The sequence below is a fragment of the Pseudonocardia nematodicida genome (assembly GCF_040105385.1).
In the GTDB taxonomy this organism is placed as follows: domain Bacteria; phylum Actinomycetota; class Actinomycetes; order Mycobacteriales; family Pseudonocardiaceae; genus Pseudonocardia; species Pseudonocardia nematodicida.
On record NZ_JBEDNQ010000010.1, the window covers coordinates 172970 to 197643 of the forward strand.

At 74.0% G+C, this 24674-nt stretch carries 24 protein-coding genes and 1 pseudogene; 16 read left to right on the plus strand and 9 right to left on the minus strand.

The features are described 5' to 3' along the window. Positions 1–177: 177 nt before the first annotated feature. Positions 178–1098, minus strand: a complete 921-nt coding sequence (locus WIS52_RS23035; protein WP_349300425.1) for a dihydrodipicolinate synthase family protein — start codon at positions 1096–1098, stop codon at positions 178–180. A 148-nt stretch (positions 1099–1246) separates the two neighbouring features. On the opposite strand from WIS52_RS23035, the gene WIS52_RS23040 reads away from it, so the two are divergent. Further along, the gene (locus WIS52_RS23040) at positions 1247–1924 is read left to right on the plus strand and encodes a GntR family transcriptional regulator (RefSeq protein WP_349300426.1); all 678 of its coding nucleotides are present in this window, start codon (positions 1247–1249) and stop codon (positions 1922–1924) included. A gap of 167 nt (positions 1925–2091) precedes the next feature. Here the strand turns inward: WIS52_RS23040 and WIS52_RS23045 are convergent. Both WIS52_RS23045 and WIS52_RS23050 read right to left on the minus strand, forming a co-directional pair. Beyond that, positions 2092–3540, minus strand: a pseudogene (locus WIS52_RS23045) (aldehyde dehydrogenase (NADP(+))); the annotation flags it as partial. A 40-nt stretch (positions 3541–3580) separates the two neighbouring features. Then, complete coding sequence (locus WIS52_RS23050) at positions 3581–4558, minus strand: LacI family DNA-binding transcriptional regulator (protein WP_349300427.1); 978 nt, start codon at positions 4556–4558, stop codon at positions 3581–3583. Between the two features lie 142 nt (positions 4559–4700). Here WIS52_RS23050 and WIS52_RS23055 point away from each other — a divergent pair, with 142 nt between their 5' ends. The 12 genes from WIS52_RS23055 to WIS52_RS23110 all read left to right on the plus strand — a co-directional run bounded on the left by WIS52_RS23055 (position 4701) and on the right by WIS52_RS23110 (position 16305). Next, positions 4701–5705 (plus strand): tripartite tricarboxylate transporter substrate binding protein, encoded by a 1005-nt coding sequence (locus tag WIS52_RS23055; protein ID WP_349300428.1) that lies wholly within the window; start codon positions 4701–4703, stop codon positions 5703–5705. Further along, on the plus strand, positions 5692–6216 hold the full coding sequence (locus WIS52_RS23060) for a tripartite tricarboxylate transporter TctB family protein (RefSeq protein ID WP_349300429.1): 525 nt from the start codon (positions 5692–5694) through the stop codon (positions 6214–6216). Before WIS52_RS23055 ends, WIS52_RS23060 begins: the two co-directional genes overlap by 14 nt. Continuing rightward, on the plus strand, positions 6216–7730 hold the full coding sequence (locus WIS52_RS23065) for a tripartite tricarboxylate transporter permease (protein WP_349300430.1): 1515 nt from the start codon (positions 6216–6218) through the stop codon (positions 7728–7730). Before WIS52_RS23060 ends, WIS52_RS23065 begins: the two co-directional genes overlap by 1 nt. Positions 7731–7782: 52 nt before the next feature. Further along, on the plus strand, positions 7783–8799 hold the full coding sequence (locus tag WIS52_RS23070; protein WP_349300431.1) for a dihydroxyacetone kinase subunit DhaK: 1017 nt from the start codon (positions 7783–7785) through the stop codon (positions 8797–8799). After that, entirely contained in the window at positions 8796–9398 is a 603-nt protein-coding gene (locus WIS52_RS23075) for a DAK2 domain-containing protein (protein WP_349300432.1), read from the plus strand. Before WIS52_RS23070 ends, WIS52_RS23075 begins: the two co-directional genes overlap by 4 nt. A 358-nt stretch (positions 9399–9756) precedes the next feature. After that, complete coding sequence (locus WIS52_RS23080; RefSeq protein WP_349300433.1) at positions 9757–10782, plus strand: LacI family DNA-binding transcriptional regulator; 1026 nt, start codon at positions 9757–9759, stop codon at positions 10780–10782. Positions 10783–10926: 144 nt separating this feature from the next. Next, positions 10927–11820 carry a dihydrodipicolinate synthase family protein gene (locus tag WIS52_RS23085; protein WP_349300434.1) on the plus strand — a complete coding sequence of 298 codons (894 nt, stop codon included), beginning with the start codon at positions 10927–10929 and terminating at the stop codon, positions 11818–11820. Positions 11821–11908: 88 nt separating this feature from the next. After that, positions 11909–13294 carry an FAD-binding oxidoreductase gene (locus tag WIS52_RS23090; protein WP_349300435.1) on the plus strand — a complete coding sequence of 462 codons (1386 nt, stop codon included), beginning with the start codon at positions 11909–11911 and terminating at the stop codon, positions 13292–13294. Positions 13295–13557: 263 nt separating this feature from the next. After that, entirely contained in the window at positions 13558–14058 is a 501-nt protein-coding gene (locus WIS52_RS23095) for a hypothetical protein (protein ID WP_349300436.1), read from the plus strand. A gap of 152 nt (positions 14059–14210) precedes the next feature. Then, on the plus strand, positions 14211–14543 hold the full coding sequence (locus WIS52_RS23100) for an ArsR/SmtB family transcription factor (RefSeq protein ID WP_349300437.1): 333 nt from the start codon (positions 14211–14213) through the stop codon (positions 14541–14543). Continuing rightward, positions 14540–15022 carry an SRPBCC family protein gene (locus WIS52_RS23105; protein WP_349300438.1) on the plus strand — a complete coding sequence of 161 codons (483 nt, stop codon included), beginning with the start codon at positions 14540–14542 and terminating at the stop codon, positions 15020–15022. The genes WIS52_RS23100 and WIS52_RS23105 overlap by 4 nt, the downstream gene beginning before the upstream one ends. A gap of 98 nt (positions 15023–15120) precedes the next feature. After that, the gene (locus tag WIS52_RS23110; RefSeq protein WP_349300439.1) at positions 15121–16305 is read left to right on the plus strand and encodes an NAD(P)/FAD-dependent oxidoreductase; all 1185 of its coding nucleotides are present in this window, start codon (positions 15121–15123) and stop codon (positions 16303–16305) included. A 6-nt stretch (positions 16306–16311) separates the two neighbouring features. On the opposite strand, the gene WIS52_RS23115 is transcribed toward WIS52_RS23110, so the two are convergent. Then, a complete protein-coding gene (locus WIS52_RS23115) occupies positions 16312–17190 on the minus strand; it encodes a MurR/RpiR family transcriptional regulator (protein WP_349300440.1) in 879 nt (292 codons plus the stop codon). Positions 17191–17265: 75 nt separating this feature from the next. Between WIS52_RS23115 and WIS52_RS23120 the strand changes: the two genes are divergently transcribed. The 3 genes from WIS52_RS23120 to WIS52_RS23130 all read left to right on the plus strand — a co-directional run bounded on the left by WIS52_RS23120 (position 17266) and on the right by WIS52_RS23130 (position 20525). Then, positions 17266–18420 (plus strand): NAD(P)/FAD-dependent oxidoreductase, encoded by a 1155-nt coding sequence (locus WIS52_RS23120; protein ID WP_349300441.1) that lies wholly within the window; start codon positions 17266–17268, stop codon positions 18418–18420. A 21-nt stretch (positions 18421–18441) separates the two neighbouring features. Next, on the plus strand, positions 18442–19815 hold the full coding sequence (locus WIS52_RS23125) for a sodium/glutamate symporter (protein ID WP_349300442.1): 1374 nt from the start codon (positions 18442–18444) through the stop codon (positions 19813–19815). A 314-nt stretch (positions 19816–20129) separates the two neighbouring features. Further along, a complete protein-coding gene (locus WIS52_RS23130) occupies positions 20130–20525 on the plus strand; it encodes a hypothetical protein (RefSeq protein WP_349300443.1) in 396 nt (131 codons plus the stop codon). Positions 20526–20609: 84 nt separating this feature from the next. On the opposite strand, the gene WIS52_RS23135 is transcribed toward WIS52_RS23130, so the two are convergent. From WIS52_RS23135 to WIS52_RS23155, 5 genes are read right to left on the minus strand one after another with little or no spacing between them, the layout of a single operon-like run. Then, on the minus strand, positions 20610–21317 hold the full coding sequence (locus WIS52_RS23135) for a RibD family protein (RefSeq protein WP_349300444.1): 708 nt from the start codon (positions 21315–21317) through the stop codon (positions 20610–20612). Beyond that, positions 21314–22450: a lysylphosphatidylglycerol synthase transmembrane domain-containing protein gene (locus tag WIS52_RS23140; protein ID WP_349300445.1), complete on the minus strand. Its 1137-nt coding sequence runs from the start codon at positions 22448–22450 to the stop codon at positions 21314–21316. Before WIS52_RS23140 ends, WIS52_RS23135 begins: the two co-directional genes overlap by 4 nt. Then, entirely contained in the window at positions 22447–23247 is an 801-nt protein-coding gene (locus WIS52_RS23145) for a class I SAM-dependent methyltransferase (protein ID WP_349300446.1), read from the minus strand. Before WIS52_RS23145 ends, WIS52_RS23140 begins: the two co-directional genes overlap by 4 nt. Beyond that, positions 23244–24275 carry a glycosyltransferase family 4 protein gene (locus WIS52_RS23150; RefSeq protein ID WP_349300447.1) on the minus strand — a complete coding sequence of 344 codons (1032 nt, stop codon included), beginning with the start codon at positions 24273–24275 and terminating at the stop codon, positions 23244–23246. The genes WIS52_RS23145 and WIS52_RS23150 overlap by 4 nt, the downstream gene beginning before the upstream one ends. Beyond that, the gene (locus WIS52_RS23155) at positions 24272–24670 is read right to left on the minus strand and encodes a 6-pyruvoyl trahydropterin synthase family protein (RefSeq protein ID WP_349300448.1); all 399 of its coding nucleotides are present in this window, start codon (positions 24668–24670) and stop codon (positions 24272–24274) included. The genes WIS52_RS23150 and WIS52_RS23155 overlap by 4 nt, the downstream gene beginning before the upstream one ends. Positions 24671–24674: the final 4 nt, after the last annotated feature.

Below are 24674 nucleotides of genomic sequence, written 5' to 3' on the forward strand. Positions count from 1 at the left end.
GGGAGCGGCGCACGCACCGTGTCGATGACCGGCCGCTGCCGGCACGGCGTGGCCGTCCACCCGGCCGCCGTGACGGAACCGGCGGCACGCACGCGCACCGCCGAACCGATCGTCACCGGACCGGTGCAGCCACCACCCTCACCGCGCCGGCGGACGTCCCGGGCTCAGGACTCGCTCTCAGGCGGTGACGGGCCCGACGCCGGACGCGAGGAGCCCGGCCGCGTCCAGCGCGGCGGCCAGCTTCGCGCTGACCTCGGGGCTCACCGGGTCGACCGGGCGCCGGTGGTGACCGCCGTCGCGGCCCTGCAGGCGCAGCGCCTCCTTGATCGTCGCAGGCTGGTTGGGGCCGTCGATCGCCCGCCAGATCGGCAGGATCTGCGCGTGCAGCTTCTTCGCGAGCGTGAGGTCGCCGTCCTGGACGGCGTCCCACAGCGCGGTGGACAGGAACGGGGTGACGGTCGGGATCGCGGCGAGCGCGCCCTGCGCGCCGAGCACGAACGCCGGGAGGTGCAGGTCGTCGACCGCGGCGAGCACCGAGATCCGGTCGGAGACCAGCTCGATCAGGTCGGCGAGCTTGTGCATGTCGCCGCCGGACTGCTTGATGCCGACGACGTGCGGCAGGTCGGCCAGCCGGGACACGATCGCGGGCTCGATCAGCGCCCACGGCACGACGTTGTAGATGATGACCGGCAGGCCGGTCGCCTCGCCGATCTCGGTGTAGTAGTCGACCGTCGAGTCCGCGCTCGGCGACCACAGGTAGTGGATCGGGGTGACCTGCAGCGCGTCGACCCCGGCCTCCTTCAACGCCTTCCCGTAGCGGACGACGGCGTGCGTGGAGTTCTGGATGATCCCGCCGACGACCGGAACCCGGCCGGCCACCTCGTCGACGACGACCGCGCAGACCCGGGCGCTCTCCTCCGCGGACAGCGTGTAGCCCTCACCGGTGGTCCCACAGGCGCAGATGCCGCTGACGTTCGCACCGAGCAGGTACCGGACCTCGGCGCGGAGCTTCTCCTCGACGATCTCGCCGTCGGCGTCGAACGGCGTGACGACGGTCGCGATGATCCCGGTGAAGCGGGGGTCGGGCGTGCTCGACACTGGGCAGCTCCCTTGATGCAATCGCCGACGAGCGGCGGTACTGAGATCTGAAACTTCAGATCTGGCCGACCGGATGTCTAGCAGACCCGGTGCCCGTGGTGCAATACTTCGGACATCAGGACACGGGACGGGCAAGGTGGTGATCGGCGTGACGGTGTCGCGACTCATCACGGAGTCACTGGCGGACCGGGTCTACCGGGTGCTGCGCGACGAGATCACGCACGGGCGGTTGGCCCAGGGCGAGCGCCTGGACGTCACGGCGATCAGCGAGTCGATGGGGGTCTCGAAGACCCCGCTGCGCGAGGCGCTGAGCCGGCTCGAGGGTGACCAGCTCGTCGTGACCCGGCCGCGGTCGGGCACCTACGTCGCCCACATCACCGCCGACGACATCGACGAGATGTGCGGCATGCGGAAGGCGATCGAGTGGTTCGCCACCCACGAGGCCACCCTGCGGATGCCGGACCGGGTCAAGCACGAGCTGCGCGAGGAGATCGTGGCGGCGGACGAGGCGATGGCCCGTGGTGACCACGAGCCGTTCTTCGCCTCGGACATGAACCTGCACCGCACGATCATCGAGCACGCCGGCAACGCGCGGATGCTGGCCGTACGCGACAGCATCGAGGCCTACCTCGAGTGGCTGCGGATCGCCGGGGCCAACGGGACCCACCGCAGCGGCGGCGCCGCCGCCCGCCACCACGAGATCATCGACGCGATGATCGACGGCGACGCCGACCGGGCCCAGTCGGCCGCCGCCGTGCACGTCGACGAGGTCCGGGCGTGGACCCTCGAGGACTTCCACGCCGCGACCCGGCCGATCGCCACCTGACGACTCCCCCGCCCCGGGGCCGGCTCACGCCCTACCAGCCCCATCAGCCCCACCCACCCCTCCCCTGTCCCCACTCATGACGCTTCAGTTCGGCATCGCCGAACCAAAGCGTCATGAGTCGGCCCTTGGAGGGGTGGCGCTTCCGCGGGGAGGCGCGAGCGGATGGGTCAGGGAGCCGGGGTGCCGTTGCGGCGGTGCGGGACGGCCGTGTCGTCGCGCAGCTCGGCCGGGAGCAGGTCGGCCGGCACGCTCTGGAACGCCACCGGGCGCAGGAAGCGCTCGGCGGCCGCGGTGCCGACCGAGGTGTGCAGCGGCGCGGTCGAGGCCGGGTACGGGCCGCCGTGGTGCTGGGCGTCGCTCACGGTGACGCCGGTGGGCCACCCGTTCCAGACGACGCGGCCGGCGTGCTCGGCCAGCCGGGCGATCACCTCGGCGGCGTCCGGGTCGCCCGCCACGCCCTGGACGGTGCCGGTGAGCTGGCCCCCGACGGCGTCGAGCACCGCGAGCGCCTGGTCCACACCGGAGTAGCCGACCACCAGCGCGGCCGGGCCGAAGACCTCCTGCTCGAGCAGGTCCGGGTCGGCCAGCACCGCCTCGGCGTCGGCCCGGAACAGCACCGGCCCGCCGTCGGCGACGTCGCCGCGCACGACCTGCGTCGCCCCGGCCATCTGCTCGGCCGCCGCCCGGTAGCCGGACTCGATGCGCTCGTTGAGCATCGGGCCCGCCGACAGCTCCGGGACCGCCGCGAGGAACGCGTCGGCGTCCGGGACCAGCAGCACGCCGGGCTTGGTGCAGAACTGCCCGCTGCCCAGCAGCATCGACCCGGTGAACCCGGTGACGATCTCCTCGGGCCGCTCGGCCCAGGCCGCCGGCGTCACGACGACCGGGTTGGTCGAGCCGAGCTCGCCGTAGAACGGGATCGGGTCCGGACGGCGCGCGGCGAGGTCGAACAGCGCCCGCCCGCCGCGGGTGGAGCCGGTGAAGCCGACGGCGCGGATGCGCGCGTCCTGCACCGCGTCGGCTCCCTCCTTCTCCCCCTCGATCAGGGCGAACACCCCCTCCGGGAACGCCTTGCCGACCAGCTCGGCGGTGCGCCGGGACAGCTCGGGGTGCCCGGGGTGCGCCTTCACGACGACCGGGCAGCCCGCGGCCAGCGCGGAGACCGTGTCCCCGCCGAACACCGAGAACGCGAACGGGAAGTTGCTCGCGGCGAACACCAGCACGGGCCCGATCGGGACCTGGGTGCGCCGCACGTCCGGGCGCGGGCCCATCGGCCAGTCCGGGTCGGCGTCGTCGATCCGCACGTCGTGCAGCAGCCCGGCCTCGAGCCGGTCGGCGAAGAGCCGGGCCTGGAACGTGGTGCGGGCGAGCTCGCCGGTCAGCCGTGCCTCGGGCAGGTGGGACTCGCTCATCGCGAGCGGGACGAGGTCGCCGGCGGCGGCGTCGAGGGCGTCGGCGGCCGAGCGCAGCCAGGCGGCCCGCTCCCCCGGCGCGGTGCGTGCGGTGGGGCGGGCGGCGGCGGCCGCGCCGGCCAGGGCCTGCTCGACGGGCGTCGGAGTATCGGTCACGCGTGTCCTTCCGGCGTCCCCGGTGGCGGGGGCGCATGTGCGGTGGTGTCGTTCCCCGGCCCCGGAGGGCCGAGCCGTTCTCGGTCGATCATGCGGGCTCCGCGCCCGTCGTCGTGCCGTCCAGCACTACCCGGCGCGCGGCGCCGGTGAATCCCCCGAGACGCTCGAGGAACATCTCCGCGGCGCGGACCCCGAGCTCACGGGGCCGCAGCGGCACCTGCACCAGTCCGGAGACGTCGGTGGTCGCGTACGGCAGGTCGCCGATCACGGCGACCTCGGGCCGGGGCTCGTCACCGGGCGAGGCCGCGAGCGCCTGCAGCGCCCCGATGCCGACCATGTTGTTGGTCGCCAGCACGGCCTCGGGCCACGGCGTGACACCGAGCAGCCCCTCGGTCGCGCGCCGGCCGCCGTCGACCCGGAAGTTGGCGTGCCGCAGGTACTCCGGCGGCACCTCGAGCCCGGCCTCCGCCAGCGCCGCGCGCCAGCCGAGCTCCCGGTCGCGGGCGGTACCCATGCCGCTCGGGCCGGAGATGCAGGCGATCCGGCGGCACCCCCGGTCGATCAGCAGCCGGGTGGCCTCCCGCCCCAGGGCGACGTTGTCGAAGCCGACCTGGTCGACGTCGGCCTCGACCGACCGGTCGATCACCACGACGGTGGCGCCCTTGCGGGCGAGCCCGCCCACCGGCAGGTCGCCGGCCGCGGGGGCGACGATCGCGCCGGCCATGTTCTCGCTGGCGGCGATCGCCAGGTAGCGGCGCTCCTTGTCGGGGTCGTCGTCGCTGTTGCACAGCACGACCGACAGCCCGGCCCGCCGGGCGGTGTCCTCGACACCCCGCGCGACCGCGGTGAAGAAGGGGTTCTCGACGTCGGGCACGACGAGTGCGAGCAGGTCGCTGTAGCGCCGGCGCAGCGAGCGCGCGGTCCGGTCGAGCTCGTAGTCGAGCTCCGTGGCCGCCGCCCGGACCGCCTCGGCGGAGTCCGGCCGGACCGGCTTGCCGGCCAGGACCCGCGACACCGTGGCCGTCGAGACCCCGGCGCGCGCCGCGACCTCGGCCATCGTCGCCATCGTCCACCTCCGCGCCGCCGCCACCGTCGAGCGTATCCCCGCCGAAGTCCACAGCGGACGCTGCGCTCGAGAGGGGCCGATTGACCGACTGTAATCGATTGCAGTAGCTTCCCGATCGCCTGACCCCCGAAAGGACTGCTCGATGACGCGCACCGTACGAACCGCAGCCGTGGGCCTGCTCGCAGCCCTCACGCTCTCCCTCAGCGCCTGCGCCCAGACCCCCGGCTCGGGCGGCGGCGCCGCCGACGGCGACTACCCGGGCCAGCCGGTCTCGATGGTCGTGGCCTGGAGCGCCGGCGGCGGCACCGACATCATGACCAGGGCGTTCGCGCAGTCCGCACCCGACCACCTCGGGCAGCAGATCAACGTCGTGAACAAGCCCGGCAGCTCCGGCGCGATCGGCTGGGGCGAGATCGCGCGCTCGACCGAGCCCGACGGCTACACCCTCACGATCGTCTCCCCCGAGATCTCCTTCCTGCGCGAGCAGGGGCTCTACGACTTCGGGCTCGAGGACTTCACGCTCATCACGATGATCAACCAGGACCCCGCGGCCCTGGCCGTACGCGCGGACGCCCCGTGGAACACCGTCGAGGAGTTCGTCGTCGCCGCGCAGGCCGAACCGGGCGGGCTGTCGATCGGCAACTCCGGGCCGGGCCTGGCCTGGGACCTGGCCACGGCGGCCATCGAACGCGAGGCCGGCATCGAGGTCACCCGGGTTCCCTACGACGGCGCGGCGGCCGCCGCCCAGGCCGTCCTCGGCGGCGACCTGGACGCGATGTCGTTCTCGATCGGCGAGGTGGCCGCGCAGGTCGCCGCCGGTGAGATGAAGGTCCTCGGCCTGGCCGCGCCCGAGCGGCTCGACACGCTGCCCGACGTCCCGACCTTCACCGAGCAGGGCTACGACGTGGAGATCGGCACCTTCCGGGGTCTGGCCGGACCGGCCGGGATGGACCCGGCGACCGTCGCGACCCTGAACGACGCCTTCGTCGCCATGGCCGACGAGCCGGGCTTCACCGAGGTCATGAACTCCAACAGCTTCGGCATCGACGTGCGGCCGACCGAGGAGTTCCAGAGCTTCTTCACCGAGTCCTCGGAGCTCTACGTCGACCTCCTGGACGACACGGACGGATCCGGTGGCACGTCCTGACGAGCTCCCCGGCGAGGCCTCGGTGACCGCGGCGGACGATCAGCCGGCCGGGCAGCGTGTGCCGGTCCTCGTCGTCGCCGGGATCCTGCTCCTCGCCGCGGTCCTGATCGGACTCGAGGCCCCCGGCTACCGGGACGGTGCCGGTGGGGAGCCGGGTCCGGCTGCGGTGCCGCTGCTCATCGCGGTGCTGATGGTCGTCGTCGCCGTCCTGCTGGTGATCACCGAGCTGCGCACCGCCCGCCCGGCCGGACCGGGCGGGTGGGTGCCGCCCACACCGGTGCTGCTCACCGTCGGCGCGCTGCTGGCCGCGTACGTGCTGCTGCCGCTGCTCGGCTTCTTCCTCGTCTTCACCGGGCTGCTCACGGTGCTCGGGTTCCTCGGTGGCGCCCGCACCTGGTGGAGCCCGGTCGTGGTCGGGGCCGTGTCCAGCTGGCTGGCGCTGCTGCTGTTCAGCCGGGTGTTCGCCGTCCCGCTGCCGGTGGGGCCGATCGACCTGCTGCTGGGGGGATGATGGACGTCCTCACGCCGCTGTTCGGCGGCTTCGCCACGCTGTTCACCTCGCCGGCCGTGTTCGGGGCGCTCGCCGCCGCCGTCACCGCGGGTCTGGTCGTCGGCGCTTTGCCGGGCCTCACCGCCACCATGGGCATGGCGCTGTTCCTGCCCTTCACCTTCCTGATGCCCCCGGAGGTCGGGCTCTCGGCGATGGTCGGGATCTTCGCCGGCGGCATCGCCGGTGGTGCCATCCCGGCGATCCTGCTCAATGTCCCGGGGACCCCGGCGTCGGCGGCGACCGCGCTGGAGGGCTACCCGATGTCGCGCGCCGGCCACGGCCGCGAGGCGCTGAGCATCGCGATGCTGGCCGGTGCCGTCGGCGGCGTGGTGTCCGGCCTGCTGATGGCGGTGCTCGCACCGACCATCGCCCGGTTCGCGCTCAACTTCCAGGCGCCGGAGTTCTTCGTCCTGGCGATCTACGGCCTGACGATCATCTCCGCGGTGTCCGGCCGGTCGCTGGTCAAGGGCTACGCCGCCGGGCTGCTCGGGCTCACCCTGGGCGTGGTCGGGCTCGACCCGGTCTCCGGCCAGCTCCGGCTGACGATGGGGTCCGACACGCTCTACGGCGGGGTCTCGCTGATCCCGGTACTGATCGGTGTCTTCGGGATCACCCAGGTGCTGGTGATGATCGCCGACCGGGCCGGGTCGCAGCGCCCACCCGAGCTCCGAGGCCCCCGCTGGATCTCGCGGGCGAACCTGCGCGACACCACCCCCACGATGGCCCGTGGCTCGGTGATCGGCTCGTTCGTCGGCGCCATCCCGGGCACCGGCACGGACATCGGCGCCTTCCTGGCCTACTCCGACGCCCGGCGTCGCAACCGCGGCCGGGTCCCGTTCGGGAAGGGGAACCCGACCGGCGTCGCCGGGCCGGAGGCGGCGAACAACGGCGTCGTCGGCGGCGCGATGATCCCGACCTTCACCCTCGGCATCCCGGGCGAGGCCGGCACGGCCGTGCTGCTCGGCGGGCTGCTCGTGCACGGCCTGACCCCGGGCCCGGACCTGTTCACCGGGCCGCAGTCCGGGATCGTCTACACGATCTTCGCGAGCTTCATCGTGTCCGCGCTGCTGGTGCTGGTGATCGGGACGACGGCGGTCCGGGCCTTCTCGCACGTCGTGCGGGTCCCGCCGCACGTGCTCATCCCGGTGATCTCGCTGCTGTGCCTGGTCGGCGCCTATGCGATCAACAACCGGTTCGCCGACGTGCTCGTCGCGATCCTGTTCGGAGTCCTCGGCTACCTGATGGTGCGCAACGACTTCCCGGTCTCACCGCTGATCCTCGGCCTCATCCTCGGCCCGATGGCCGAGGTCAACTTCCGCCGGGCCATGACGATCACCCACGGGGACTGGACGGTGTTCTTCACCCGGCCGGCGTCGCTGCTGTTCTGGGCGCTGATCGTGCTGACGCTGTTCTGGGTCTGGCGGTCCGGGCGCAAGGACCGCGCCGCGGAGAAGGACACCGCCGGACGCGCGTGAGCCCGGTCCCCGACCACCACCCGTCCCTCGACCCCTGAAGGAGAAACGCCGGATGAGCCTGCCCTTCCACCCGCACGACGGGGACCCGGTCCCACCCGCCCTGCGCGGGTTCGCCCGGGCGCACGCCGATCTCGTCGAGCTGCGCGAGTCGCCGCCGCACATCGTCGCCCGGCACCGCCACCCCGCCCGCCGGGTCGGCCTCGTCTCCGGCGGCGGATCGGGCCACGAACCGCTGCACGCGGGGTTCCTCGGCGTCGGGATGCTCGACGCCGTCGCCCCCGGGAAGGTCTTCGCCTCCCCGCACAACCGGCAGGTCCTCGAGGCCTCGCGGGCCGCCGCCGGACCGGACGGCGTCGTGCACGTCGTCAAGAACTACACCGGGGACCGGATCAACTTCGGGATCGCCGCCGAACGGCTGCGGATGGAGGGCGTCGACGTCCGCCGGGTGCTGGTCGACGACGACCTCGCCACCGAGTCCGACGAGACCGCGACCGGCCGGCGCGGGACCGGCGCGACCGTCGTCGTGGAGAAGATCCTCGGCGGGGCCGCGGACTCCGGGCTCGGGCTGGACGAGCTCGCCGAGCTCGGCACCGCGGTCGCCGGCGCCTCGCGCAGCCTCGCGGTCGCCTCCCGCGCGCAGACCTCGATGCACACCGGGCGCCCGTCGTTCGAGCTGGCGGACGGCGAGCTCGAGTACGGCGTCGGCATCCACGGCGAGCGGGCCCAGAAGTCGATCGAGCGCCCGTCGACGGAGGACCTCGTCGACCGGATGCTCGACGAGCTGGTCGCAGCGCTGCCCGGCACCGGCGACGACGTGATCACGGTCGTCAACGGTCTCGGCGGCAGCACGCTGCTGGAGCTCTACGGCCTCTACGACCTGGTCGCCGACGGGCTGGACCGGCGCGGTCTGTCCGTCGCCGGCCGGCTGGTCGGCACGCTGGTCCCGGCGCTGGACATGACCGGGTTCTCGCTCAGCCTCACCCGCACGGTCCCGGAGTGGCTCCCGTTCTGGAGCGCCCCGTCCGACACCCCCGCGTTCCCGCACCAGCGTCCGGAGGAGACCTCGTGACATTCGACCAGGAGGCGGTGCTGCGCGCGTTCGCCCGGGCCGCCGAGGACGGCCACGCCGAGCTCACCGCCCTCGACCAGCGCAGCGGCGACGGCGACTTCGGCGACAACCTGCGCGGCGGGCTGCGCGACGCCGTCGGCCGCTTCGAGAGCAACGGCGGGACCGCGTTCGGCGCGCTCGGATCGGTGTTCCTCGACGACGTCGGCGGGACCAGCGGGCCGCTGCTCGGGCTGCTGTTCACCGAGATCGCCCGCGCGCTCGACGGCGACGACGACCCGGTCTCGGCGTTCGGCGCGGGGGCGCGGTCGGGCCTGGAGGCGATCCAGCGCGTCGGGGAGGCACAGGTCGGCGACCGCACGCTGGTCGACGCGCTGACGCCCGCCGTCGAGGCGATGCCCGGCGGGTTCGCCGCCGCGGCCCGCGCGGCCGCCGACGGGGCCCGGCACACCGCGGAGCTGCGGGCCCGGATGGGGCGCGCCAGCTACGTCGGCGACCGCGCGGTCGGGGAACCGGACCCGGGTGCGGTCGGGATCGCGCTGCTGTTCGCCGCCGCGGCCGGGGTCGCCGAGCCGGACGCGGAGGTGCCGGCGGTGCTGTGACACCGGCAGTCCTCCGGTCCCGTGTCGTCCGGCGCGCGCGTCCGCCGGGGGCCGCCGCCGCGGTGATCATCGGCCGGGTTCCGGTAGGTGCCGCGGACGGCACCGGCCGGCACCCGAACGGCGATCACCGGGGTCAGGCGGCGTCGGTGGGCAGGCGTCGTCGGTGGGCAGGCGTCGTCGGTGGGCAGGCGTCGTCGGTGGGCAGGTCCAGGCACCGTGATCAGCAGCCGGGTTCCGGTCCGTGCCATCCGTGGCACCTCCCGGAACCCGGCCGGCGATCGCCGAGCGGGACGACCCGCCCCTCGCCCGGCGACGGCGTGGCTACGATCGTGCCGCCGGCGGGAGGGGGCGAGCAGCGGTGGCGAGCATTCGCGACGTGGCCCGGGCGGCGGGCGTCTCGACTGCGACCGTCGTACGCGTCCTCAACGGCGGCGCGACCGTGAGCCCGGACCGCACGGAGCGGGTGCTGCGCGCGGTCAAGGAGCTCGACTACGTCGTGAACGGCGTGGCCGCCAGCCTCTCCCGCGGCCGGACCCGGCTGCTGGGCCTGCTCGTCTCCGACATCGCCAACCCCTTCACCGGCCAGGTCGCCCGCGGTCTGGAGGACGAGGCGGTCCGGCACGGCTACCAGGTGCTGATCTCCAGCTCGGACTTCGACCCGCACCGCGAGGCGCAGATCCTGGAGTCGTTCGCCCGCCGGACCGTCGACGCCGCCGCGCTGCTGTCCACCGGCGACACCGCCGACGGGGTGCACCGGTTGCTGCGCAACGAGATCCCGACCGTCCTCATCGACCGTCGTCCGCCAGACCTGCCCACCGTCCCGCTGGTGCGCACAGACAGCCTCTCGGCGGCCCGGGACGCCGTCCGGCACCTCATCGGGCTCGGGCACACCGACCTGGGCATGATCTCCGGCCCGGCCGGGATGGCGACGGCGTCGCAGCGACTGGCCGGGTTCCGTGCCGCGTGCACCGAGGCCGGCCTGCGGGTGCGCCCGGAGTGCGTGCGGGAGGGCTTCCTCGGTGTCGACGGCGGGCACCGAGCGATGCTGGAGGTGCTCGACCTGCCGGTCCGGCCGACGGCGGTGTTCTCGTTCAACAACATGCTCGCCATCGGCGCGCTCGGTGCGCTGCGCGACCGCGGCCTGCGCCTGCCCGACGACCTGTCGCTGATCACGTTCGACGACACCGACCTGTTCCCGTTCGTCGACCCGCCGCTCACCGCGATCGCCCAGCCCGCCTACGAGATCGGGGCCGCGGCGGGCCGGATCCTGTTCGCCGAGCTCGACCGGTCCGGCGACGGGACCGCTGCCGACGTCCCCGACGTCGTGCTGCCCACCGAGCTGCGCATCCGCGCGTCGTGCGCCGCGATCGCAGCAGTGAGCTGACCGACCTTGACACGTCCCGGGAGGACCGGTCAGGCTCTTCGATGTTACCGGTTACATTTCTGACCGGACGTCCCCGGATCCGCTCTTGAGAGCCCCGGACCGCGATCACTCCCGCACGTCACCCGACCGAGAGGCAACTCGACGATGACCCTCGACATCCACGGCATCATCCCCCCGCTGGTCAGCCCGTTCACCGCCGACGAGCAGCCGGACCTGGACGCGCTGCGCGCCGAGGTCCGCTACCACCTCGACCTCGGAGCGCACGGCCTGTGCGTCACCGGCAGCACCGGCGACGGCCAGATGCTGTCGCTGGAGGACTCGGTCGCGATCGCGCGTACCGCCGTCGAGGAGACCAAGGGCCAGGTCCCGGTCATCGCCGGCATCATCCAGGACAGCACCAAGGAGGTGATCCGCTACGGCAAGGCGATCGCCGAGACTGGTGTGGACGCCCTGCAGGTCACCCCGGTGCACTACCTGTTCCAGCCGGACGAGGACACCACCGTCGAGTACTACCGGCGGATCGCCGACGAGACCGGTCTGCCGATCGTCATCTACAACGTCATCCCCTACGCGCTGATCCCGGCCACCACGGTCGCCCGGGTCATGAACGAGATCCCGAGCGTGATCGGCGTCAAGCAGTCCGGTGGCAACATCCACCAGCTCGCCGACCTGCTGCACATGAACCCGGAGGGCGGCAAGGTCTTCACCGCCGTCGACGACCTGCTGTTCCCGAGCTACCTGATGGGTGCCGAGGGCGCGATCTCGGCGACGCTGACCGTCGTCCCCGAGCTGTGCCTGGCGCAGTGGGACGCCGTGCAGCGCGGTGATCTCGAGACCGCCAAGGAGCTGCACAACAAGCAGCTGCCGGTGTGGCGGGCCATCGACGGTCCGAACATGACCGCCCGGATCAAGGTCGCGCTGGAGCTCCAGGGCCGCAACGGCGGGACGAGCCTGTCCCCGCTGACCCCGGTCAGCGACGCCGAGCGCGAGACGCTGCGCGCCGCCCTCGTGGCGGCAGACGTCAAGCTCGCTTCCTGAGATCATCCGGGGCGGGCGGGATGCCCCCCGCCCGCCCCGGGCCCTGCCGGTCCGATCTGCCCGACAACGACGTCCTCGGAGTGCCACCGTGACCACCTCCGGCAACGCCGCCGCCGTCCTCGCCGAGCTCACCGACCTGCGCGACGGGCTCGTCGTCACCGATCCCGACGTGGTCGCCTCGCACGAACGCGACAGCGCACCGTTCTGCCCGAACGGCCGCGCCGCCGCCCTGGTGCGGCCGCGCAGCGTCGAGGAGGTCTCGGCGGTGCTGCGGTTCGCGCACCGGCACGGCGTACCCGTCGTCCCGCAGGGCGCCCGTACTGGGCTGGCCGGCGGCGCGAACGCGATCGAGGGCTGCCTGCTGCTCTCGCTGGAGCGGATGAACCGCATCCTGTCGATCGACGAGACCAACGCCGTCGCGGTGGTCGAACCGGGTGTGGTGAACGCGGTGCTGTCCCGGGCGGTCGCCGAGAAGGGGCTGTTCTACCCGCCGGACCCGTCGTCGTGGGAGTCCTCGACGATCGGCGGCAACGTCGCGACCAACGCGGGCGGGCTGTGCTGCGTGAAGTACGGGGTGACCGCCGAGTACGTCCGCGGGCTGGAGGTCGTGCTCGCCGACGGCCGGGTGGTGCGGACCGGCCGGTCCACCGCGAAGGGCGTCGCGGGCTACGACCTGACCCGGCTGTTCGTCGGGTCCGAGGGGACGCTGGGCGTCGTCACGAAGGTGACGCTGGCGCTGCGCCCCGCCGCCGAGACCGCCCTGACCGCGGTCGCGTTCTTCCCGGACGCCGCGTCGGCGTGCGCGACGGTGTGCGACTACCTGGCCGGCGGCGGGCAGCCGGCGCTGCTGGAGCTGATGGACCGGTTGTCGATGGAGGTCGTGCGCCGCCACAAGGACCTCGGGTTCCCCGACGACGCCGGCGCGATGCTGCTCATGCAGTCCGACCGCGGCGCGCTCGCGGCGCAGGACCTGGTCGAGTTCGAGAAGGTCGCAACGGCCCACGGCGGTGACGTCGTCCTGGCCGAGGACGCCGCGGAGTCCGCGATGCTGCTGGAGGCCCGGCGCAGCGTCGGTGTCGCGACCGAGCTGCTCGGAGCGTTCCTGTCGGAGGACGCCTGCGTGCCCCGATCGGTGCTCGTCGACCTCGTCGTGGGCGTCGAGAAGATCAGCCGCGACAACGACGTCCTGATCACCTGCACCGGGCACGCCGGCGACGGCAACATGCACCCCTCGGTGGTCTTCGACCCGGCCGACCCCGAGCAGGTCCGCCGCGCGATGATCGCTTTCGACCAGGTCATGCAGCTCACCCTCGATCTGGGCGGGACGATCACCGGTGAGCACGGGGTCGGGGTGCTGAAGGCCGAGTGGCTGGAGACCGAGCTCGGGCCCGACGGGCTGGGCCTGCAGCGGGACATCAAGCGCACCCTCGATCCGACCGGGATCCTCAACCCGGGCAAGGTCCTACGGGTCTGAGATCCGAGCCCTTGCTCCGGCACGTCCACACGAGACGGTGGGACAGTGTCGTGGGTTGCGGCGGAGGGGGCAGCGGTGGTGCGGGACCGCCTGGGCGGCACGGACGGGGACACGACGTGACGGACCCGTCCCCGGAAGGAGCAACCGACGCCCGATGTGAGCGTGCGACCCGGCATCAGCGACCCCAGCTCCCGAGCTCGGCTCGCGTACTGGCGACGCGCTCACTGATCATCGGCGGACTCGCCGCGGCGGTGGTCGTATCGGTGTGGCTGATCGATGCCGCCGAAGACGACGGCGCCGCGCTGCACCGGGGCGTGCTGTGCGCGGTGGGCCTGCTGTGTGCACTGGCGCTGGCGGCGGTGGGCTGGGCGAACGCGGCCGCTCCGTACCCGCACGACCGCACCATGCTGGTGCTGTCCCGCGCGCTGACGCCGACCGAACGCGCGGCGGTCGCCACCGCACTGCGCCGCGGCGGATCGATCCCGACGGCGCACCGGAGCTACGCGCAGGCCTGGACCATCCAGCAACGGCGGAGACTCGTGACTCCGGGAGCGACCGGCCCGTTCTACTGGGCCTACGCCCTGTACTTCTCCGACCTCGCTGCCGGCTCGCTCTACTCCTGGGTGACCACCCTGGCAATGCCCGCGCTGGCCGTGTTCGCCCTCGGCGGCGTCGTGCTACAGCGCACGCGCGAACGCACGCTGGCGCGGCTGGCCCCGAGCACTGAGTCTCACTGGTCACCTCTCGACCACCCGCGGGCGTGACCAGGCGCGTGCCGCACAGGTTGTGGTCCCGCCGCACCAGCCACGACCTGTGCGGTGGAGCCGGAACCTGTGCGGCGCCACCTGTGGCCGCCGAGGCAGTCTCGATCTCATGTGCCTTGACGAGTATATGCCTGATCCGACATATTCCCTGAGTGCGCGATGTGTTCGACGTCCTCGCCGATCCGACGAGGCGAGACGTCCTGGACCAGCTGCGCCGGCCACGGGGCTGCCTGGTCGGTGAGCTCGCGGCGGCACTCTCGGTGAGCCAACCGACGGTGTCGAAGCACCTGCGCGTGTTGCGCGAGATGGGCATGGTCGACGTCGTCGTCGAGTCCCAGCAGCGTCGCTACCTGCTACGTCCGGATGCGCTGTCCGGGCTCGAGGCGTGGCTGGCACCGCACCGGGCGTTCTGGGAGGAGCGACTCGACGACCTGGGCACACACCTCGACTCCCTGAACGATCCCGACGGAGGAGACCCGCGATGAGTACGCACGTCACGTTCGACGACGCCGACGGCCCCGTCCTGCACTTCGCGCGCCGCTACCCGCACCCGGTCGACCGGGTGTGGGCCGCGCTGACCGAGCCGGGGCAGATGAGCCGGTGGTTCCCCTGCGAGGTCGAGATCGACCTGCGGGTCGGCGGGGTCATCACGCTGACCTTCCCCGGGGGCGAGCAGGACACCGCCGAGATCACCGAGCTCGACCCGCCGGCGACGCTGGCCTTCACCTGGGCCGGTGAACGGCTGCGCTGGACGCTGCAGCCCGAGGGGGACGGCTGCGTGCTGCGGCTGGACAACACCGTCCTCGACCGCGACACCACCGGCGGCACCGCCGCCGGATGGGACCGCTGCTTCGAGGCCCTCGCCACGCACCTCGACGGCGCCGACGTCAGCTCGCACGCGGGCCCCGACGAGGCGCTGATCGCGCACTACCGCACGGTGCTGTCCGCCGGTCCGGACACCTGACCCGGTTCCGCACCCGGGCCCGGGAGCCGGGGACGGCGGCACTGCGCCACCCGGGTGCGACCACGTGTCACCGGACCGGGTGCGGGTAGCCCACCACCATGAACGCGCCCACCGAGACGGTCGGCCTGCTCGTGGTGGGCGGCGGTCCCGCCGCCCACGCCGCGGCGGCCGCGTACCGCGAACACGGCGGGGACGGCCCGGTCCTGCTGGTCTCCGACGACGACACCCCGCCCTACTTCCGCCTGTCGCTGTCGAAGGACTTCCTGCGCGGCGAGAGCGAGGCCGACGACCTGCCGATCGGTGATCTCGGTGCCGACGTCCGCCTCGGGCGCACCGTCACCGCGCTGCTGCCGCACGACCGGCTGGCCCGGCTCGACGACGGCCGCACCGTGGGCTACCGGCGGTGCGTGCTCGCGACCGGCGCCGCGCCCGTCCGGCCGTCGTTCCCGGGCGCCGACCTCGGCCTCTACCTGCGCACCCTCGACGACGCCCGCCGGCTGCGCGACCGGGCCGCCGGCGCCCGCTCGGCGGTCGTCGTCGGATCGGGGTTCATCGGGTGCGAGGCGGCGGTGTCGCTGGCCCGCCGCGGTCTCGAGGTCACGATCTGCAGCGCGGAGCCACTGCCCCAGTCGGTCCGGCTCGGCGACGGGGTCGGCGCCCGCCTCGCCGACTGGCTGACCGGCGACGGCGTCCGGTTCCGCGGCGGCGCCGAGGTCTCCGGCATCGAGACGCCCGGCCACGGGCTGCCCGGTGACCGGCAGATCGTCCACCTCCGCGACGGCGACCCGGTCGCGGCCGACCTCGTCCTCGTCGCGGCCGGCATCACGCCCCGCGCCGGCCTCGCCGCCGCGGCCGGGCTCGCGATCGAGCGGGACCGGATCGTCGTCGACGAGTGGATGCGCACCACCGCCGACCACGTGCTCGCCGCCGGGGACGCGGTGCTGGCCCGCAATGCCGCCGCGGGCCGGCACCTCGCCGTCGAGCACTGGGACGACGCCGAGACCATGGGCCGGATCGCCGGCGCGACCGCAGCGGGGCAGGACGCGGTCTGGGACTCCCTGCCCGGGTTCTGGACCGACATCGGCGACCGGACCCTGCAGTACACCGCCTGGGGCGACGGGTACGACGAGGCCGCCGTCACTACGCACTCCGGGGGCGGCTTCACCGCCTGGTACCGCAAGGAGCACACGGTCGTCGGCGTCGCCACCCACCTGGCCGACGAGGACTACGAGCGCGGCGCCGAGCTCGTGCGCACCGGTGCGCGCTCCGCCGGCCTCCCGTAGGGAGCCTCAGCGCCCGAGCACATCGGTCTCCAGCCCGGGCCCGCTGATCTCCGCACGCAGCCGGTTGAGCCGGTGCCGGGTCGCGACCGAGCCCGTCCCGTCCCGGGTCGCCAGCTCCAGCACCAGGCTGTGCGCGATCACCCAGGACGCGAAGTTCTCCCCCACCGCCGCGCTGGTCGACGGCGGTGTCGCGATCACGACGTCGACCCGGTCCCGCAGGGCCGGCCCGAGCGCCTCGGTGACGACGACGACCGGCACGCCCTCCTCGCGGGCGTGCGCGACCAGCACCTCGATCTCGCGGAACAGCCGCAGCGGGGCGAAGACCACGATCGCGTCGCCGGGGCCGATGCCGAGCAGGTCGTCGGCGAGCCGGAACCCGGTCGTCTCGATCACCGCGGCGCGCCGGCCGAGCCGGGGCAGCTCGGTGGCGAGGTAGCGGGCGGTGCTCGCGGCCGGTCCGATCCCGTAGGCCACCACCCGCTGCGCCCGCACGACGACGTCGACGGCCCGGTCGACGTCCGCCGCGTCGATCGCCTCGGGCATGCGCCGCAGCAGGTCCGCGCCGTCGGCGAGCACCCGGTCGAGCACCCGCCCGGACCCGATGTTCTTGAGCCGGCGGTCCAGGGCCTGCGCGGGGTCACGGCGCTCGGTGAGCATCTCCAGGACCGCCCGCTTGAGCTCGCGAAAGCCCCGGTAGCCGAGTGCCTGCGCGGTGCGCACGACGGTGGCGTCGCTGGTGCCGACCAGGGCCGCGAGCTCGACGGCCGACGCCGTGACCGCCTCGGTGGGCCGGTTCAGCAGGAACTCCGTGACCGCCCGCTCACGCGCCGACAGCTCACCTGCGGTGGCTGTGACGCGCTCGTAAAACGTCGCCGTCGATTCCACTTCAGCATTGACCTTTCCGTGTAGTGCTTCCTACATTATTGCAGTCCGACATGATCGTCGAAGGATCTCTACTCGATGAAGCACCAGTTCGTGATTATCGGCGGTGGCGTATACGGGTGCGCCGCCGCGTGGAACCTCGCCGACGCCGGCCACGACGTCGTGTTGCTCGAAGCGCGCGGGCTCGCCTCCGGTGCGTCCGGTGGGTTCGGCCGGCGCGGCGTGCGCGCCAACCGGCGTGACCTGCGGGAGCTGCCGGCGATGCGGGCCGCCTACCGGCTCTGGCCCGAGCTCGACGACCGGCTCGGTGTACCGACCGGCTACCGGCGCACCGGCGGGCTGTACCTGATCGAGCAGGACACCACCGGGACCCGCGGCGGGTTGCTCGCCGCCGCCGCGCACGCCGGCGTGCAGTCCGCGCTCGGGATCCCGACCGAGGCCGTCGGCCGGGACCGGGTGTTCGAGCTGGAGCCCGCGGTCTCCCCGGACGTGCGGGGGGCGCTGTACTGCCCGCTCGACGGGACCGCCGACCACGCCGCGACCACCCGGGCGTTCGCCGAGGCCGCGGAGAAGCGGGGCGCGACGCTGCGGGAGGACCAGGAGGTCGTCGCCGTCGAGCGGGACGGCGACCGGGCCGTCGCCGTCCGGACCGCGACCGGCGACCGGTTCGAGGTGGGGACCGCGCTGCTGGTGCTCGCCAACACCGGCGCCGCCGGGCTGGTCCGGGACGCGGCGGGCGTCGAGCTGCCGGTCTGGCCGGTCCTGCCGCAGGCGCTGCGGATCGCCCCGGACGACGGCCCGCCGATGACCCACCTGGTCGGGCACGACCACCGGCCGGTCTCGCTGAAGCCGCTCACCGACGGGTCGGTGATGGTCAGCGGCGGCTGGCGGGGCCGGCGGAACCCGGAGACCGGTCAGGGGGAACCCACCGAGGAGGGGGTGCGGGGGAACCTGCGCGCCGCCGCGGAGGTGTTCCCCGCCCTGGCCGGTGCCGAGCCACTGGAGGCGGTCGCGAACGCACCGGAGTCCTGCAGCGCCGACGAGATCCCGATCGTCGACCTGGTCCCCGGCCTCGCCAACGCCTGGGTCGGCACCGGCTGGACCGCGCACGGCTTCGCCCTCGCCCCGGCCGTCGCCGAGTCCCTCACGTCCTGGGTGACCACCGGGACCCGCCCCGACGACCTCGCCCCGTTCGCGCTCTCCCGGTTCGGTCCGCTCCCCCGCAACGACTGACCCTCCCCCGAAGGAGCCCCCATGTTCCCGACCGACGAGGTGGGCAGTGACGCCGTCACCGCCCTCCTGTTCGCCGTGGCCGTCCTCGGCCTGCTCGTGCTCGCCGGCGTCGTGCTGCGCCTGCTCGTTCCGGCCCTGCGCCGGCTGTTCGTCCCGGCCGCGCTGATCGGCGGGATCCTCGGGGCCGCGCTCGGGCCGTACGGCGCCGGACTGTTCCCGGAGGGGCTGGTCGACACCTGGTCGGCCCTGCCGGGTGTCCTGATCACTGTGGTGTTCGCGCCGATGCTGATCGGGGTCGCGCTGCCGAGCGGCCGCGCGTCGTACCGGCTGATCGCACCGCAGCTGTTCCTCGGCTACATGTACGACTTCCTGATGATCGGCCTGCCGATGGTGCTGTGCGCCGCGGTGCTGATCCCGGTCTTCGGTCTCGACCCGCTGTTCGGGCTCGTGATCGAGATCGGCTGGCCGGGCGGGCACGGGACCGCGGCCGGGATGGAGCCGGTGCTGAGCGACCTCGGCTGGTCCGACGGCGGGTCGCTGGCGCTGGCCTCGGCGACCGCCGGGCTGCTGTTCGGGATCGTCGGCGGGATGATCATGATCAACGTCGCGGCCCGACGCGGCCACATCGCCGCGGCGGCCGGCGCCTCCGCCGACGCGCCCGAGATCCTCTCCGAGGAGAACCGCCCGTCGATGGGCCGGGTCACGCTGAACAAGGACCTGGTCGACGGTCTCGCCTTCCACGGCACGTTGATCGCGGTCGCGATCCTGATCGGCTGGGTGCTGCAGTACCTGGTCGAACTGGTCCTGCCCGGGATGCCGCTGTTCCCGCTGGCGATGATCGGCGGTGGGATCGTGCAAGCGGTGGTGAGCCGGACCCGGCTCGGCGACGCGGTCGACGTCGGCAGCCTGCGGGCGATCCAGGGCCTGGCGCTGGACCTGCTCGTGGTCTCCGCGGTCGCCTCGATCGCACTGCCGGCGGTGCTGGCCAACATCGTCCCGCTGATGATCCTGTTCGTCCTGGCCGCGGTGATCGCGGTGGGCTTCTTCTACTGGGCCGGGCCCCGGCTGTTCCGTGAGAACTGGGTCGAGATGAGCATCGCCACCTTCGGCACCATGACGGCCAGCGGGTCGGTCGGGCTGATGCTGCTGCGGACCGTCGACCCGGACTTCCGGACCGACGCCGCCCGTGCCTACGCCCTGCGCGCCCCGTTCCTGAGCCCCTTCGTCGGGGGCGGCCTGCTGACCGCGGTGCTCCCGCTGATCGTGATCAGCTACGGCCCGATGGCACTGGGAGTGGGCGCGCTCGTCGCGACGGTGGTGCTCTACGTACTCGCCCGCGTCCTCGGTTTCTGGCGGAGCCCGGCGTCCCGGAATGCCGCCGTGACCACCGGATGAGCCGATCCCAGGCCGTCTTTCGCATTCATCCTCCAACCGGTTTTCACTCCATCGAGTGTCATGTGCCGAGCGGTCGTCCGTCCGCCGACGCGCAGGTGGTCCGATACCGCCGGATCCACGATCTCCGCAGCTCAGGAGCATGGGAATGGCCCGGGCTTCGGATACAGTGCCGGAGCGTTCACCTCGATCGGGAGCAATTGCTCACCACCCGCGCGCACTACCGGGTGATCACCGCGGGATACGTTCGGGGCAGCTCCGCCGGAGTGATCGACGGAGCGTGACAGCAGATTCGACAGGAGAGGAAACTCCGACTCATGCGTAAGTCCGTGCGCACTCTCGCCGCGACCGCCCTCGCCGTCCCGATGACCCTCGGGGTGGCCGGAACCGCGCTGGCCCAGGACGGCGACGTCGACGTCAACGAGGAGCGGACCCAGACCCAGAGCACCACCGGCACGGCGTCGAACGAGCAGAGCGCGCTGACCGACCAGGCCAACGACAGCATCTCCCCGGTCACCCAGGCCAACCCCGCCTTCAACGTCTCCGACGTGCTGGGCCTGGGCAACTTCGCCAACGAGGACTCGGTGTCCGCCTCGGAGCAGTCGATCGTGCAGGACAACGGGATCGACTCGACCACCGAGCAGGGCAACGTGTCGGAGACCGACCAGGCCCAGAAGAGCCTCGTCGAGCAGCTGACCAGCCTCGCCGGCTGACTCCTCGTACGACCGCCGTCCGGGCCGGTCCACCCTCCGTGGGTGGGCCGGCCCGTCGTCGTGGCGGGTGAACCGGGCCCGGGGCTAGCCGGCCGGCTCGACGTCGGCGCCGATCAGCAGGTCGTCGCCCACCGTCCGCACGCACATCCGGCGCAGGGCGATGCCGTCGGCGATCCGGCGGTGCCCCAGGTCGCCGACGGCCTCGACACCCGAGCCGAGGATCCGCGGGGCGACCGCGACCACGACCCGGTCGACCACCCCGGCAGCCAGCATCGCGGTGAGCACCTTGGCCCCGCCCTCGACCAGCACGCTGCGGACCCCGGCCGCGCGCAGGTCGCGCAGCGCACCGGGCAGGTCGATCCCGTCCGGACCCGCGGCGACCCGGTGCACCTCCACCCCCGGACGCTCCAGGTGGGTCGCGCCGTCGGACGCCGAGGTGAGCACGATGGTGCCGGGGTCGCCGTCGAGCAGCGCCGCGTCCGGCGGGGTGCGCAGCCGGGAGTCGAGCACCACCCGGCGCGGCGACGGGCCGGGCACCATCCGCACGGTGAGCAGCGGGTCGTCGCTCAGCACCGTCCCGATCCCGACCATGATCGCGTCGCAGCGGGCGCGCAGCGCGTGCGTGACGCAGCGCTCGGCGTCGCTGGAGATCCACTTGGAGTCTCCACCGGTGGCTGCGATCCGGCCGTCCAGGGTCTGGGCGTACTTGAGCAGCACGAAGGGCCGGTCGGCCGGTGTGCGTACCGGGCCGAGCAACTCGTCGGCGACCGTCGCGGGTGAGCAGGCGGTCATGTGCTTCTCCTTCCGCCGGCGACGACGGGGTCGCGGTGGCGCCCCCGGTCGAGCACCAGCACGGCGGCACCGGGCAGGCACGACACCAGCCCGAGCGCGCCGAAGACGACGGCGGCGGCGAGGCCGCCGGCCGGATCCAGGCCCGCGGCGACGAACGCGGCCGCGGTGACGCCCTCGCGCGGGCCCCAGCCACCGACGCCGATCGGCACCATCATCGCGAGCAGGCCGGCGGTCAGCAGCGGGAGCAGGGTAACCAGCGGAGCATCCACCCCGGCGGTGCGCGCGGCCAGCAGGAACAGCCCCAGATGGCAGGCCAGTGCCGCCAGCGACAGCACGACGACGGCGGGTCCGGTCGTGCGCGAGGCAAGCACCCGGCGGGCGTCGGCCAGCCAGGCCCGCACCGCGGTCTCGACTGCGTCGCGGTCCGGCAGCCACCGCCGCAGCCCACCCGACGCCGGCTCCTCGCCGGTCGCCGCGGGCGGCTCGTCCGGCTCCGCGGCGGGCCTCGGTTCCGGAATCGGGTCCGGCAGCTGTTCCGCCGCCGGCCCCCTCGACCGGGCGGCCGTCGTCCGCGCCGGAGGTCCGTCCGGCGCCGGGCCGTGCGGCTCGTCCAGGAACCGCCGCAGGGACCGGTCCGACACCCGCCCCGGCGAGCGGCTCCACGCCACCGCCGCGGCACCGAGCACGACGGCCACCGCCGCACCGGTCGGCAGCGGCGCGACCGGGGCCGCGACCAGCGCGGCGCAGGCCAGCACCACCACGGTCTGCCCGGACACCCGTTCCAGGACGACCGCGCGCAGGCCGGCCGGTCCCCCGCGGCCGGCGTGCCGGACGGCGCGGTGCACGTCGCCGAGCAGCCCGGCGGGCAGCACCGCGTTGAGCAGGTTGGCGCGGTAGACGTCGGCGACCGCGCCGCGCGGGGAGAGCGGCGCCTCGACGGTGCGGGCGACCAGGACCCAGCGGGCTGCGGTCACCAGCGTGCCGAGCAGGCCGAGTCCGAGCGCGGCCAGGACCGTGCCCGGGCCGACCGCGCGGAGCCCGTCGAGCACCGCGTCGCTGCCGAGCTGCCAGACCAGCAACCCGAGGATCGCCAGGGCCGCCGGGACCCGCAGCACCGACGCCGCCGCCCTCACGACCCGCCCCCGGGCGGCACGAAGAGCAGGTCGAGGTGCCCGACCTCGGCGGTCAGCGTGCCGGTGAGGAGCGCGCGGGTCCGCCGATCGAGGTGTGCCGCCGCGTCCGGGGCCAGGTCGGGGACCTCCTCCACCGCGGCGGCGAAGCGCCCGCGCAGCCACTCCGCGGTCAGCTCCGGGCGCTCGGGACCGAGCCGCCACGGGGTCGCCCGGGTCAGGACGGTGCCGTACGCGGCGAACGCCGTCGCGGCGCGCTCGGCGGCCTCCGGGCCGAGCCGGTCGTCGCGGCACTGGTGGGCGTCGAAGGCGGCGGCGACGGCGTCGTCGAGCGGGTCCGGCGGGGCCAGGGCCACCCGCCCGGTGACGCTCAGTGTGAGCAGCGCGGGGACGCCCGCGTCGCCGCAGGCCGCGGCCAGCGTGCCGATCTCGTCGGCGGTGAGCAGGTCGAGCAGCGCCGAGCAGGTGACCAGCGAGGTCCCGGCCAGGTCGTCGGCACGGAGCGCGCCGACCCCGGCCTGCACCGTCGCCTCGACCCCGGCCACCCCCGCGCGGGCCCGCTCGAGCACGTCGGCTTCGGAGTCCTGCAGCACCCAGCGGGTACCGGCGGGCAGCCGCGGGGACAGCCAGCGCGGCATCGATCCGGTGCCACAGCCGAGGTCGCGCACGAGCGGCGCGTCCTGGCCGGCGAGCAGGGCGGCGGCCCAGCCGGCGAGCTCGGCGGAGCGGGCGTCGGCGTCCACGGGCTCGCGCAGGGTGAGCCAGTCGGCGTAGGTGAACTGCGCCCCGGGCCCGCTCACGACCGGACCGCCGACGCCGTGAGGACCTCGTCGAGGGTCCGGGCGGTGACGTCCCAGCCCGGCGGTGTCGCGGTGCGGGCGCGATCGCGGGCGCGGGCGCGCAGCGCGGGGTCGCCGAGCCAGCGCCGCAGCGCGCCGGCCAGCGCGCCGGCGTCGCCGGGCGGGACGAGCAGCTCGTCGACCGCGGCGTCACCGAGCGCGGACCGGACGCCGCCGACGTCGGAGGCCAGTACCGGGATCCCGCGGGCGAGCGCCTCGGTGACCACCATGCCGTAGGGCTCGGCCCGCGACGGCAGCACGAGCAGGTCCGCGGCCGCGTACTCGGCCTCCAGCTCGGCGCCGTGCCGCGCCCCGGTGAACCGCACCCGCTCACCCGCCGCCGTCCGGACGGCGTCGGCGTGCTCGGGGGCGCGCCCACCGGGGCCGACGATCGTGGCGGTCCAGTCCAGGTCGGTGAGCTCGGCCAGGGCGGCGACCAGGACGTCATGGCCCTTGCGCGGGGTCAGCGACCCGACGCTGAGCAGGCCGCCGGCGCCGCCGGTGCCCGGCGCGGCCGGCGCCGGATCGGTCCCGGGGACCGCGAGTGCGACGCGCTCCGGGGCGATGCCGTGCCGCCCGGTCAGCACCGACACGGTCCACGTGCTGGTCGCGACGACCGCGCGGGCGGCGTGCAGCACCGCGCGCTCGGCGTCGTCGAGGGCCGGGTCGGCGCCGGTCTCGTCGGCCAGCGGCAGGTGCAGCAGCACGACCAGGTCGAGCCGCTCCGCGTGCGGGACGACGGGCTCCGGCAGAGCGCACACGACGAGGCCGTCGGCCAGCACCGTCGTCCCGTCCGGGGTCCCGGCGAGCGCCCGGTCCAGCGCGTCGACGCCGGCCGGTTCCGGACGCGGCCAGGCGCCCGGCAGCGGGGTCCACTCCACCGCCCGCCCGAGTGCGGCGAGCTCGTCGCGGACCCGGCGGTCGTAGTGGTTGCCCCCGCTCGGCGACGCGGGGTCGTCGACGTCGCCCGGAACCAGCAGGACGGTCACAGGTCGCGCTCGTATCCGGCTCGCGCGATGTCCGACTCGTGCAGCTCGACCGCGATCCCGGTCAGGCCGCGGGCGCCCTCGCCGAGCCGGCCGTCGTGCACCCGCTCGGCGAGCCGGTCGGCGATCACCCTCGCCAGGTACTCGGTGGAGGTGTTGACGCCGGCGAAGGCCGGTTCGTCGTCGAGGTTGCGATAGTCCATCTCGCCGAGGACCTCCTTCAGTTCCTCGGTCGCCCGCCCGATGTCGACGGTGATGCCGTCGGCGTCCAGCTCACGGCGACGGAACGTGGCGTCGACGACGAACGTCGCGCCGTGCAACCGCTGCGCGGGCCCGAACACCTCCCCGCGGAAGCTGTGGGCGATCATGAAACGGTCCCGCACGGTGACGTGGAACACGGTC

Coding starts and splice junctions, on each gene's coding strand:
- WIS52_RS23050 (WP_349300427.1), bottom strand. CDS start 4,558: ATGGCGACGATGGCCGAGGTCGCGGCGCGCGCCGGGGTCTCGACGGCC.
- WIS52_RS23055 (WP_349300428.1), top strand. CDS start 4,701: ATGACGCGCACCGTACGAACCGCAGCCGTGGGCCTGCTCGCAGCCCTC.
- WIS52_RS23065 (WP_349300430.1), top strand. CDS start 6,216: ATGGACGTCCTCACGCCGCTGTTCGGCGGCTTCGCCACGCTGTTCACC.
- WIS52_RS23070 (WP_349300431.1), top strand. CDS start 7,783: ATGAGCCTGCCCTTCCACCCGCACGACGGGGACCCGGTCCCACCCGCC.
- WIS52_RS23085 (WP_349300434.1), top strand. CDS start 10,927: ATGACCCTCGACATCCACGGCATCATCCCCCCGCTGGTCAGCCCGTTC.
- WIS52_RS23105 (WP_349300438.1), top strand. CDS start 14,540: ATGAGTACGCACGTCACGTTCGACGACGCCGACGGCCCCGTCCTGCAC.
- WIS52_RS23110 (WP_349300439.1), top strand. CDS start 15,121: ATGAACGCGCCCACCGAGACGGTCGGCCTGCTCGTGGTGGGCGGCGGT.
- WIS52_RS23120 (WP_349300441.1), top strand. CDS start 17,266: ATGAAGCACCAGTTCGTGATTATCGGCGGTGGCGTATACGGGTGCGCC.
- WIS52_RS23125 (WP_349300442.1), top strand. CDS start 18,442: ATGTTCCCGACCGACGAGGTGGGCAGTGACGCCGTCACCGCCCTCCTG.
- WIS52_RS23130 (WP_349300443.1), top strand. CDS start 20,130: ATGCGTAAGTCCGTGCGCACTCTCGCCGCGACCGCCCTCGCCGTCCCG.
- WIS52_RS23135 (WP_349300444.1), bottom strand. CDS start 21,317: ATGACCGCCTGCTCACCCGCGACGGTCGCCGACGAGTTGCTCGGCCCG.